This is a genomic window from Chryseobacterium sp. JM1, from assembly GCF_000737715.1.
Lineage (GTDB): Bacteria > Bacteroidota > Bacteroidia > Flavobacteriales > Weeksellaceae > Chryseobacterium.
Map to the genome: position 1 here is coordinate 414,487 of NZ_JPRN01000005.1, position 12,113 is coordinate 426,599.

Annotated in this window: 12 protein-coding genes and 1 tRNA gene; 7 read left to right on the plus strand and 6 right to left on the minus strand. The window is 36.6% G+C overall.

The features are described from left to right. Positions 1-148: 148 nt before the first annotated feature. From IW22_RS11540 to IW22_RS11550, 3 genes are all read right to left on the minus strand, one after another. Positions 149-1,900: a hypothetical protein gene (locus IW22_RS11540; protein WP_034726665.1), complete on the minus strand. Its 1,752-nt coding sequence runs from the start codon at positions 1,898-1,900 to the stop codon at positions 149-151. A gap of 186 nt (positions 1,901-2,086) precedes the next feature. After that, positions 2,087-2,184 (minus strand) — tRNA-OTHER (locus IW22_RS11545). Positions 2,185-2,301: 117 nt separating this feature from the next. Continuing rightward, positions 2,302-3,684 carry an RtcB family protein gene (locus tag IW22_RS11550; protein ID WP_034726818.1) on the minus strand — a complete coding sequence of 461 codons (1,383 nt, stop codon included), beginning with the start codon at positions 3,682-3,684 and terminating at the stop codon, positions 2,302-2,304. 156 nt (positions 3,685-3,840) lie between these two features. On the opposite strand from IW22_RS11550, the gene IW22_RS11555 reads away from it, so the two are divergent. The 3 genes from IW22_RS11555 to IW22_RS24360 all read left to right on the plus strand — a co-directional run bounded on the left by IW22_RS11555 (position 3,841) and on the right by IW22_RS24360 (position 6,126). Further along, the gene (locus tag IW22_RS11555) at positions 3,841-4,173 is read left to right on the plus strand and encodes a HopJ type III effector protein (protein ID WP_034726669.1); all 333 of its coding nucleotides are present in this window, start codon (positions 3,841-3,843) and stop codon (positions 4,171-4,173) included. A gap of 354 nt (positions 4,174-4,527) precedes the next feature. After that, positions 4,528-5,547, plus strand: coding sequence for a helix-turn-helix transcriptional regulator (locus IW22_RS11560; RefSeq protein WP_034726671.1), 1,020 nt, complete (start codon positions 4,528-4,530; stop codon positions 5,545-5,547). A 441-nt stretch (positions 5,548-5,988) separates the two neighbouring features. After that, positions 5,989-6,126 (plus strand): hypothetical protein, encoded by a 138-nt coding sequence (locus IW22_RS24360; RefSeq protein WP_165571878.1) that lies wholly within the window; start codon positions 5,989-5,991, stop codon positions 6,124-6,126. Positions 6,127-6,400: 274 nt separating this feature from the next. On the opposite strand, the gene cobC is transcribed toward IW22_RS24360, so the two are convergent. From cobC to cobT, 3 genes are read right to left on the minus strand one after another with little or no spacing between them, the layout of a single operon-like run. Continuing rightward, positions 6,401-6,955 carry an alpha-ribazole phosphatase gene (gene cobC, locus IW22_RS11565; RefSeq protein WP_034726674.1) on the minus strand — a complete coding sequence of 185 codons (555 nt, stop codon included), beginning with the start codon at positions 6,953-6,955 and terminating at the stop codon, positions 6,401-6,403. Then, on the minus strand, positions 6,940-7,722 hold the full coding sequence (locus IW22_RS11570) for an adenosylcobinamide-GDP ribazoletransferase (RefSeq protein ID WP_051891203.1): 783 nt from the start codon (positions 7,720-7,722) through the stop codon (positions 6,940-6,942). The genes cobC and IW22_RS11570 overlap by 16 nt, the downstream gene beginning before the upstream one ends. Then, positions 7,723-8,727 (minus strand): nicotinate-nucleotide--dimethylbenzimidazole phosphoribosyltransferase, encoded by a 1,005-nt coding sequence (gene cobT, locus IW22_RS11575; RefSeq protein ID WP_034726676.1) that lies wholly within the window; start codon positions 8,725-8,727, stop codon positions 7,723-7,725. A gap of 312 nt (positions 8,728-9,039) precedes the next feature. Between cobT and IW22_RS11580 the strand changes: the two genes are divergently transcribed. From IW22_RS11580 to IW22_RS11595, 4 genes are all read left to right on the plus strand, one after another. Further along, a complete protein-coding gene (locus IW22_RS11580; RefSeq protein WP_034726678.1) occupies positions 9,040-9,789 on the plus strand; it encodes a DNA polymerase beta superfamily protein in 750 nt (249 codons plus the stop codon). Positions 9,790-9,866: 77 nt separating this feature from the next. Continuing rightward, a complete protein-coding gene (locus tag IW22_RS11585; protein WP_131401726.1) occupies positions 9,867-10,472 on the plus strand; it encodes a hypothetical protein in 606 nt (201 codons plus the stop codon). Positions 10,473-10,506: 34 nt separating this feature from the next. After that, complete coding sequence (locus tag IW22_RS11590; RefSeq protein WP_034726682.1) at positions 10,507-11,238, plus strand: ATP-grasp domain-containing protein; 732 nt, start codon at positions 10,507-10,509, stop codon at positions 11,236-11,238. A gap of 109 nt (positions 11,239-11,347) precedes the next feature. Then, positions 11,348-12,112 carry a hypothetical protein gene (locus tag IW22_RS11595; RefSeq protein ID WP_034726685.1) on the plus strand — a complete coding sequence of 255 codons (765 nt, stop codon included), beginning with the start codon at positions 11,348-11,350 and terminating at the stop codon, positions 12,110-12,112. Position 12,113: the final 1 nt, after the last annotated feature.

Below are 12,113 nucleotides of genomic sequence, written 5' to 3' on the forward strand. Positions count from 1 at the left end.
TGAGTTAGTCTAAATAATGGCTGTGAATTAAATGTGATAAAAAACCTCATAGGTTTTTGAAACCTATGAGGTTTGGAGTTTATATCAGTTGTTTTTTAATCTCTCGCAGATTTTGCAGATTTAGGAGATGTTTATGTTATATTTCATCTTACTTAAAAACCTTTGTAAAGCTATCTTTTTCCAGACTTTCAAGGGAGAAATCGAGGTCAGCTTTTTCTTTTTCGGAAGTAATTTCTGCTCCTAATTCTGTGACAAGTCCATTAAAAGATAGAGGCTCATACCACTGCTGGTACAATGCTTCCGTGGCCATTACCGAAATCTCGGAATTCCCCGAAACATGAGTATGTCCCGCTCCAAAATTCAGAAGTACGAAACACTGCTTTTCTCCTTTCGGAAGCATTATTCCAAGAACAGTTTGTCTTTGGACGGAATTACATTTCACTTCGGCAAAAACATGATCCGGGTTCATCATATATTCTCTGGAAATATGATCTCCTTTTCCAATCACGATTTTATAACCGCAATCCGCACTTCCGGAATACACGTTGTTCATGATCAGGGTCGGAGCATTCAATCCTTGAGAAGCATACAGATATTCTACAGCACCATTAGGCGCAGAGGTCATATCTCCGGAATACATCAAGCTTCCATTAACCTGGTTATAGGCTGCATTCCAACCTGTCTTTCCTCCGATATTCAATCCGGAAAGGTCAAGATCATTCGCTCCCCATCCATCTTCCCAGTAAATTCCGACGGCTAGTTTTTCACCAAGGAATCTTGTTCCGGCAGGAATATTTCCTACAAACATTTTTTCAGAAGTTGGCAATCCGAATTCTACATTTTCCGGGAAATAGAACTTCTTTCCGGAAAGATCAAATCTCAATTTCACATAATTCAGGATAAAATTATAGTTTTTTTCACCTACCGATCCGGTTTTTCCGGTTTTTACCCAGGATTTTCCATTCCTAATTCTATACACAAAGGTATCTAAACCATACATTCTCAAATAACAGGCAGACAAAGCTTTAAACAACGCAAACGGTGTCGCATTATCCAGCCAGTGCAGGTCATTGTTCTCCAACAAGGTATGAGTCGCCTCATTCAATGGATTGGAAACCAATGGCTGATGATGAATTTTGGACAGTTTTGAAATCTTATTAATGGTTTTCGAAGATCTTTTTTTATACGCTAAAAACAACGGTTTGAACCTGTTGAAAATCTGAGCAAGCTTTTCCAGTCCGTATTTTTCAAATAAAGCTGACGGATTAAATTTACTTTCCTTAATGGCTTTAATCAACTCATCGTTTTTGATCAAAAGCGTAGTATCCGTCGTTTTATAAATCACATATCTGAAAAACTCTACGGGATTGGCAGGATACACCTGATACAGATCCGCAATCTTGACGATAGCTTCCTTGTTTCTGATATTCTCTGTTCCTGTAAAAGTATAATTCAGTTCTTTCGTTAAAACAGAAAGCACATCATTCATTGTTTTTTCATTCAGTGCAATTCCAGACTTCAGAAGGGAAAGACATTTTTCAGTCATTTCTTCTGCAGAATAGGCTTTAACGACTTTAAAAATCAGTTTTGTATTGGGAACATTCAGCACTTCATCAGGAATATAGATTTCATCCTGAAAATTACTTCCATACGTAGAAATATAATGTTTAAGCTGCTCAATGAACAACTCGAGTCTTGTGCTGTCTTTTATTTTCTGCCAGGATTTATGGAAGGTCTTATTCAGATCATTTCCGTTTAATTTTTCTTTCTCGTAAAATTGAATGATCCCGTCTTTTGCCCAAACGGCATCTGCCTCGATCACAAAACCTGCGTCAGAAATAAAAGGAGTACTTTCGGTTTTCTTGGCCAGTACGGCATTAAATAATTGAAGTGTTTTCATTGTGATTAAAATTAAATAAGTGAGGAGTAGGGCTTTTTTAAAAAACGATATAGGAACTCCTTTTACCTATTATTTTGAAAAAGGCGGAGAGTAATTACCAATATAGGAACTCTGTTTGCCTTTAATTTTTTTACCGATAAAAACACTTCAATGGTATTCAAATATAAGTATTTTTCATCAGTATTGTGGAGCAGACAGGAATCGAACCTGTGACCCGTAAGATAGGAACTTTGTCTGCCAATAGCGGAAAGTGATCACTGCTCTACCTTCTGAGCTACTGCCCCATTGATTTTTTATTTTTTAAACTTCTTTATACGTTGATCATCGTCGAGAATATAAACCTTATAGGTTTCAAAAACCTATAAGGCTTAGGTATTATATTTACTATCTGATTAGAAAAACTATGCTTTTCTCAACTTCTTCCTGTTCTTCCACGGTGCATTTTTCCCTACATCACCCGCCATGATACATCCGTAAGGCATCACCTCATCCAGAACTTCGCAAAGTCCGTATTCTTCAATTTGTGCTCTTACGTTTTTAGCACTTTTATAAGCGCTTGGCAGTTCGGAAATATCAATCTCATTAGAGAAGAAACGGATATCCAGTCCTTTGGTTTCCTCATCAAAAATCTCTTCAACCGTTTTATGGGCCAATGATCTTTTATGCTGTGTTCTGCTGAAATTTCTTCCGGCTCCGTGAGGAGCAAATCCCAGGTTTCTTTCGTTCGTTTTTCCCTGAACAATCAAAACGGGTTCTGACATATTCAATGGAATCAACCTCGGTCCTGTGATATCCGGCATAAATTTATCATCCAGCGGAGTGGCTCCTTTTGCATGATAAAACAAATCACCATCTTTGAAAACGAAGTTATGTTCGTTCCAATATCTATCTTTCTTTTCAGTACCCAGTTTATTTAAAACCGCATCATGAATATTGGTATGATTTTCCTTCGTCCATGTTCTGATCAGCTGAAGAGCTTCCCAATAGGCCTGTCCTTCTTCCGTATCGAAAGGGATCCATGCATTTTCTCTCAATGTTTCAGGGGAAATATCCTGTCTGAAACGGTTGGCCACCTTCATTCCTTTATCATACAAAGCAGCTCCAGGAGCTCTGGATCCGTGATGGGTAACCAGCATTGTATTTCCTGTATTTCTGGACTTTCCAACGAACAGGAAGTGATTTCCATCTCCCTGGGTTCCCATATGAGAACGGGCAATACTGATCAGTTTTTCATCATTTAAGAAGTAGTTCTCTCTGAAAGCATCCATCAGTTCCTGAGACATCGGCATCTGTTCTCCTCTCGGTCTTCCTCCGTATCCGAAATGCGTCACTGAGTGAGCGGCATCCAGTACTTCTTTAGGATCGGCATCTCCGAAATCCGTCAGCATCACAGAACAACAGATATCTGCGCTATGAAATCCCGGGTGGATTGCATTTTTAGCTACAACTACTCCACCTACCGGAATCAATCCTTCAGGTCCTGTGGGACAGGCATCAGGCATCAGAGCACCAGCAGTCAGCGTAGGTGTTTTCATTAAGACTTTCATCGTATTGATCACTTTCTCTACGTTATCGGCTTCACTTTCATGTTCTGCTCTGATGTTGATGATAAAATCTTTTGCGGTATCATGTAGTGGAACAATATCAGGCTGCCTGAACTGATCCAGATATTCTCTGATCTGAACTTCATCCAGATTATTTTCGTTGATATGTGTAATGGCATCTTTAAACCATTTGGCTGGTCTATATCCTAATTCAATCAGGTGATTTCCGTTAAATTCCATCTGTTTTTTCATTTTGATAATGCAAAGTAATGACACAAGTGCGCAATAATTCTGCGTAGATAAAATTATTTTAATTATTTTTGTTGAAAAGGAAGAAAAGCAAAAAAGACCAATTTGCATGATGTCTCCCTATCCAACGATTAAAAATAAAGAAATATGTTGTTAGAACAATTAAAAAACAATCCTGAAACCCTTCTGTTCAAAGAAGTAATTGCCCATATTGATGAACAGTATGATTTTATCCCTACTGAATTTAAAAACGGAAATACAGTGAACGAAGCCGGTCAGAATAACGGTTCGTGTAAGGTTTTCAGTTTTGCTAAGCTTCAGGGATTATCAAAAGAACAGGTACTTCCTCTTTTCGGAGAATTCTATAGAGAAGATGTTTTAAAAAATCCTGAGGGAACAGATCACCAGAATATCAGAAACTTTATGGAGTTTGGCTGGGATGGGATTTCTTTTGAGGGAGAAGCATTGAAAAAGAAATAGTTTTTTAACGTCAATAGTGAATTTTGCTTCGCAAGTGAATAGTCAATTTAAAAACGATTGAAATGTTAGGAGATGATGAATGGAAAGAGAAATCGTTTTTAAAGTCAATAGTGAATTTTGCTGCGCAAGTGAATAGTCAATTTAAAAACGATTGAAATGTTAGGAGATGATGAATGGAAAGAGAAATCGTTTTTAAAGTCAATAGTGAATTTTGCTGCGCAAGTGAATAGTCAATTGATGGCGGACAGTAAGATTGAAAATCCAAAATCCAGAATCCAAAATTAAAAATTGACTTGCGAAGCAAAATTGACATTTCACAATTCACATTTATCCCCTCCAAAAAACCACACAACCATGTCATCCAATAAAAACGCACTTATTCGTTATAAAACATTAGATAAATGTCTTAAGAACAAATACCGGAAATACACACTGGAAGATCTTATTGATGCCTGTTCTGATGCCCTTTTTGAATTTGAAGGTAAAGAATCTTATGTAAGCAGACGGACCGTTCAGCTTGACCTGCAGAATATGCGGAGTGAAAAATTCGGGTATGAAGCCCCGATTGAAGTATTTGAACGAAAATACTACCGTTACAGTGATTCTGAGTACAGCATTCATAATATTTCCGTCAATGAAAGTGATCTGAAAGCGATGAATAATGCCGTTCAGATCCTGAAACAGTTCAAGGATTTCTCTATGTTTAAAGAGATGAACGGGGTGATTCAGAAACTGGAAGATTCCATCCATTCTACAGGACAGAAATCAATCATTCATCTGGATAAAAATGAACAGCTGAAAGGGTTGGAACATATCGACATCCTTTATGAAAGTATTTCGAATAAAAAAGTCCTGAATATTCTTTACCGTAGTTTTACCGCAAGGGAATCCAGTAATTATGTGGTTCATCCTCAATTGTTAAAGGAGTTTAACAACCGTTGGTTCCTGATCTGTCAACACAAGGGCAAAATGTACAATTTGGCTCTCGACCGTATGGAAAGTATTGAGCCTGATGAAAAAGCTCCGTATATCGATAAAGATCTGGATGGTGATGAGTATTTCAAAGATATTGTCGGTGTTACGGTTTCGGAAACAATGGCTCCAAGGAACGTCATTTTCTTTGTCGATGCCCACAACGCTCCGTATATAAAGACCAAACCGCTTCATAAAAGCCAGGAAATTTTAAGTGAAACGGAGGAAGGAACGTTATTTAAAATCTGTGTACAGATCAATTTTGAGCTAGAAAGATTACTACTTGGTTTTGGAGAATCTCTGATCGTTCACAAACCGAGAAAACTAAGATTACGGTTACAGGAAAAGTTTAGTGCCGGGTTTAAAAACTATGAGAAGCTGGATATTCCTGATGAAAGCTAGTTTTTACTACAAAAGAAACCAAAGTTTTTTGAACTTTTGAGTTATTTTGAAGTTGAAAACTTTGAAAATAGAAGACCACTTAGTTCTATAAAAATATTTGATTTTTATTCGGAATACTGTCCATAAACCTCTGTGAAAATTTGTGCAATCTGTGGTTAAAAAATTCAACCACAAAAGTCACAAAAGCCTTACACTTAATTTACTAGAAGTTTAAATACTTTGTAAAAAGAAGATCATATAAGTTCTATAAAAATCAATGATTTTTATACTGATGAGTAATAATCATTGAACCTGCGAAAAACTCCTCTCCTGTGGAAGATAGCGAAAATTCAAAGGATTTTTGAAGGGGTGGTTCGATGTATGCTTTAAAACACTTGCTACCACAAATAATTTCAAAGTGGCTCAGAAATTGTATTAATCAGGACATTAAAAAATCTTACTATGAAATCAAGAATATTTAAAGCATTGATTGCAATTATAGCACCTATTGCGATAGAATATATCGTAAAAAAGATATCTGAGAGATTGGATAAAAAAGAAGAAGATAAAGGAAAAGGACCTAAACAGATTACTGCTTAAATGGAGAAGTAGTTAGAATTTAATTTTATTGAAAAGAGGCTGTCAATTATTTGTATAGCCTCTTTTTTTGTTGGTTACCGCAAAGACGCAAGTTTTTTTTTGAATTCGACTGCTTTAAGGCGCAAGGATTTTATCTTCGATAAAATTGTACAATGTCATTGCGAGGAGCGAAGCGACGAAGCAATCTCTAAAATACTTTTTTTGGCGTAAATGAGAGATTGCTTCACCTAAAGTTCGTAATGACAATCTTTTTTTATTTGTGTAAGCTAACCAATTATACATTTACCTTCTTTACAGAAAAGTGTCCTTCATTGAATTCAATAACCATTTTCTTTCCGTAATCAATCTGTATCTTAAATATATTCTCCAGAGGAAACTGTAAAATGAATTGCAGAATCAGGCGTATGACTCCTCCATGGGTGATGATCAACACTTTATTAGCATTAGTTTCAGAAGTAAGTTCATTCCAAAAGTTTAAAACACGGTTCTGCATTTCCAGCAGATTTTCTCCACCAGTTGCTTTTATCTGTACAAAATCTTCATACCATGGATTAATCTCTTCTTTGGGAATATCCGTCCATTTCTTCATTTCCCAGTCGCCAAAATTCATTTCCCGAAGTCTTTCATCCGTCTTGTAATTAAATTTAAAATGTTCTGCCAAAAGAGTGCATCTGCCGGACGGACTTGAAAAAACATGATCAAAATGATTGTCAATAATCAACTCATTGAAATCTTTACAGAAATCATTTCGCAAAGGAATATCTGAAAAACCATAACACAGATTCTCAGGATTTTCTACAGCTGTATGCCGGATTACATGAATTTCCATACGATCATTGCTCCTAAATAAAACAAAACTTCAGTCACCTGCTGTACAGACCCCAGACAGTCTCCGGTATATCCACCGATATGCTTTTTAAAATACCAGCCCATACAGATTTTCCCCAAATAAGCCAATGCAAAAGCCAGAATCAACCGCCAGTCCGGAATCAGAAGAAAGGAAGCCAAAACACTGATAAAACTTACCACCAATGCTGATCCATCCAGGGGTTTATTGGCTAAAGGTTTTGATTTGCTGACATCAATATCCGTCACATAACGGTGTGTATAGATCATGGTTCCTGCAATAAATCTGCTTGCCGTGTGAGCAAGAACAATCAGACCAAGGGTTTTAAATAAATCTATAGTTCCCAAAGCCTGAATGCTGAAGAATTTCAAAGCAAACAGCAATATAATTCCTACCGCTCCGTAAGCTCCTACCCGGCTGTCTTTCATAATGGTCAGGATCTTTTCTTTACCATATCCGCCGCCGAAACTGTCGCAGACATCTGTAAAACCATCCTCATGAAACGCTCCGGTCAGAAGGACACTGCTGATCATCATCAGAACAATGGCAATATCCAGGTTAAAAAGTTGATACGAAAGATAGAGTACCACTGCATTCACAAGACCTACCAATAGTCCAACCCATGCGAAATATTTCTGCGACTTATTCATGATTTCACCGGAATACGGAATCGTAAACGGAACGGGAATTCTCGTGAAAAACATAAGCGCCGTGGCGAAATAGATCAGTTCGTTTTTTATACCTTTCATTTATTCTTTATTTGAAACATGGGCATCTTCAAAACTTGACATTTCGTTCAGGAAATTAACCGCGCTTTGAATCAATGGATAGGCCAATGCACAGCCGGTTCCTTCTCCCAGACGCAGATTAAGATTCAGCAAAGCTTTCTGTCCCAATAATTCTAAAAGTTTCTGGTGGGCGTTTTCGTCACTGACATGGCAGAAGATAAAGTTATCCATGATTTGAGGATTCTTTTTCCAAACCGTGGCGGCGGCTACACTGGCAATAAATCCATCTACCATAATCAGCATATTCTGTTGATAGGCTTCCTCCATGGCTCCCATCATCTGCACAATCTCGAGCCCGCCAAAAGTCTGTGCTATTTCATCTGCAGTTCTTACATCGGGATATTTTTCAATCGCTTCTGATAAGATCTGAATTTTATGCAACAGCTGAGTATCATCCAGACCCGTTCCACGACCCACACAGCTTACAACCGGCAGATCAAACAATTTACTCATCATCAGTGAAGATGCAGACGTATTCCCGATTCCCATTTCACCAAAACCGATGATATTGGAACCTGTTTTAACAATTTCAGATACTACCGATTTTCCGTTTTCTAAAGCTTTTTGGTATTCCTCTGCCGTCATGGCAGGTTCTTCCAGCATATTCCGGCTGGATTTTCTCACTTTTTTATCGATCAGTTCCAAGCCTTCAGGGAAATCGAAATTCACTCCGGCATCCACTATTTTAATGGCTATATCATGTTGTTTGCAGAAAACATTGATGGCAGCACCTCCACCCAGAAAATTCATGACCATCTGATAGGTAACTTCCTGTGGATAGGCACTCACTCCCGAAGCAGCAATCCCATGATCAGCCGCAAAAACCACCATATGCGGATTATAAAGCTTTGGCGAAACGGTTTTCTGAACCATACCTATTTTGTGAGCCAGATACTCCAAGTGTCCTAATGCGCCCAAGGGCTTTGTTTTAAAATCTATTGTATGCTGTAGTTGTTGTGCTAACATGGATGTGTATGTAGTTTGAGTTGTGAAGTTGCAATATTAGTGAAATTAGGGATAGGGTGGCAGATATTAGGTGGCAGGTTGTAGGGATGGTGCTGAAGGTTGAAATTATGGTCTTTTGATTTTAGTCAAGAGTTAGGAAACAAAATTCCAGATGCAAAAAATGATATATCTATAAACCAGCAACTAAAAACCAGCAACTGACCACCCCCTTTTAAAATCTAATACCCTCAAACTCTCCGACTCTCAAACTTAATAGTTCAACGCAAAAACACTGCGCACTTCCTCTTTTACTTTGCATTAAAATAGAACAAAATGACACCAAAAATACTAGAAAAAATAAGAGAAATAGAGGCTGAACGAGGGATAGAAGTCCTTTTAGCCGTAGAATCCGGAAGCAGGGCCTGGGGTTTTGCTTCTCCGGACAGTGATTATGATATCCGTTTTATCTACCGTCATGAAAAAGATTGGTATCTTTCTCCGTGGGATAAAGACGAGACGATAGAATTCATGACTGAGGATGATCTTGACGGTTCCGGATGGGATTTACGAAAGACTTTCCATTTATTGCTGAAGTCGAATGCGGCTTTATTGAGTTGGTTTTATTCACCTATCGTTTATAAGAAGAATGACCAATTTTTGGAACTGTTTACTCCTTTGGCGGATGCCTGTTTTTCGCCGGTAGCGGTTTCCTACCATTATCTGAGCATGAGTAAAAAATATCTGGAAGCCTGCAGAAGTGATGAAGTAAAACTGAAAAGTTATTTTTACTGCCTGAGAACGGCACTGACCGGAAAATGGATCATAGAAAAAGGAACGGTTCCACCGGTCTTATTCAGTGAACTATTGGTTTTGGTTGATGATTTTACCCGAAAAAAGATAGAAGACCTTATCGCTTTAAAAGCGACCAAAGGAGAATCCTATTACCATCCGAATGACTGGGAACTTTTTGGATTTTTGGAAAAAACTGTTATGAAAAACGAAGAGAAATCTAAAAGCCTTAAAGGTGGGAAACCGGATAAAAGGGAGATGGAGAGGGTTTTTAGGGAGATATTGAAACTGTAGATGAGTTATAAGTTATTAATTGTGAGTTGTGAATTATGGGAATATTTGATTTTTTTAAAAGGAAAAGTAAACCTTTGATGGCTAAAAAGGAGGTGAAAAATGCTGCAACGGTAATTCATCCTTTCATAAAGCAATGCGAGTTTTTAAAGGAGGAATTTGGCTTGGTTGTTCCACAGTCTTCCATTGATTGTCTGATTCGTTTCAATCTTCCTGTAGATCATTATTACTACAGCCTTTTTTGGCATTTTGACAATGATTTCCTTGAAGTATTTTATAATGAAAAATTTATTCAATGGGTTGTAGACCGCTATCAGCAAGTACATGGCGCAGATCCGGATTTAAAAAACTTACAGGATCAATTAGACGAAGCAAAATTTGAATTCAATCTCAGGAATGATTCCTTTCACAGCAATACTATGGACTTTGATCTTATCAATCAATGCTATGCTGAATTTAAAGCTTCGGGTGAAGAACTTATGATCACGCTTAATTTCGATTATGAGAATCTGCTCCTTAACACAGAACTGAAAGGATATGTAGGACAGAATTATCCCAGTTTTAATGGACTTTATAAAACAACAGCTGGCATACAATATAAACAACTGGAAGATTTTAAATTACTGGAAGATATTATCCAAAATTTACTGGATGAAAAAGAGAAAAATAAGAACTTTCCTTTTTAACAGAATCTGATAGTAGAAATAAAAAACAGAACACATGAAAAATATAATAGCGCTTTCTCCTATGTATACGGAAGACAGCAACAATCTGAAAAAGGCGTCCATCCATTCGCCTTACGAACTGAACCGTTTTAATGCCAAATGGAATGTACCCGAAGAGTTTCGGGAAGATGTTATTGCAGTATATGGTGAAGATATTTATGCCGAGATTGTTGCCGATCAGTGTGGACTGACGCTTATGAAACCTGATGACAACTGGCTTTCCCTTATTTCTGAAGAGTTTACAAAACGTAAAATTTCTTACGGACAGATGAAAGACTATATTGATCAGGAAAATATGTTCATTAAATGTTCTGATTTTAAAAGTTTCAAGGCCGGAGTTTATCAAAAAGTTACGGATATCAAAGGTTTTGATACGGTAGATCTCAATTCTACGGTTTTCACATCAGAAGTTGTGGAGTGGCTACTGGAAGTAAGATGCTTTGTTTTACATGGTGAAATAAAAACCTATTCTTCCTATTGGCGGAATGATGCATTTGATATGAATCCACTTTCAGAGCGGGAAGAAAACGATATGTCTGTATTTTTTGATTTGTTTATCAGAAAATATGCTTCTACCCTTCCTCCCGCCATCGTTTTGGATTTTGGAAGTATCAAAGAAAAAGGCTGGGCTTTGATTGAAGCGAATCCTGCCTGGTGTTCCGGTTTGTATGCCTGTAATGCGGAGAAGGTGCTGGAGGTGATTGTGGAGAGTTGTGTGAAGAGATAAACGATTACGGTTATCCGTAATCGTTTTTTATGGATTGGGAATATATTTGTAACTTAAATATAGTATATTGAATATATCGTGAATAATATTTAATTTAGAGCAAAAACAAATGACCATTTTCCACGAAACCCAAATTTCACTTTCAAAAAAAGTTACTCTACATTTTTTAAATATTGAAAATTATTCTCATGATCTGGTAAAACTTATTGAGGATGAAATCGGTTTTATTAGAAATGGACCATTAAATGACGAAGATTTAAAAGATGTAAAGAAAAGAATCAAAATTTGGATTGATAAAAAAGGAAAAGAAGAAAGAGCGAAAAATGGATTTATTGCAGAATTTATTTGTCATTTGTATTTAAGATATATAAAATTTGAACAATATTCTTTATTCAAAAATCTAGAAGAGAACGGTCCCAAAAAAGGTTTTGATGGTTTATATCTTCTAAATAATGAAGTTTGGATTGTTGAAAGCAAATCAACGGTCAACAATAAAAAAAGTCATAAAAGTAAAATTAATGAGGCTTATAAGGATATTAAAACAAAATTGGAATCTAGCGAAGAAGACAAAGTAAATGATCCGTGGGAAAATGCTAAAAATCATATTCAAATTACAAATCCAAATAAATCATTATCTGAAAATGTAAAAAAATTAAGCTCTGATTTCATTAATAATAGAAAACATAAAATAAAAGAATTCAACATAATCCCATGCTCTACAATTTATCTAAATGATAATTGGGAAATAATTGATATAAAAGATTTAGAAAATAAATTTAAGATTGAAGCAAAAAAAATTGAAGCAAAAAAGATTAATATCATATGTATTAACAAAAAGAGCATTGATGATTTTGTAAACTATATCAATAGCTAAT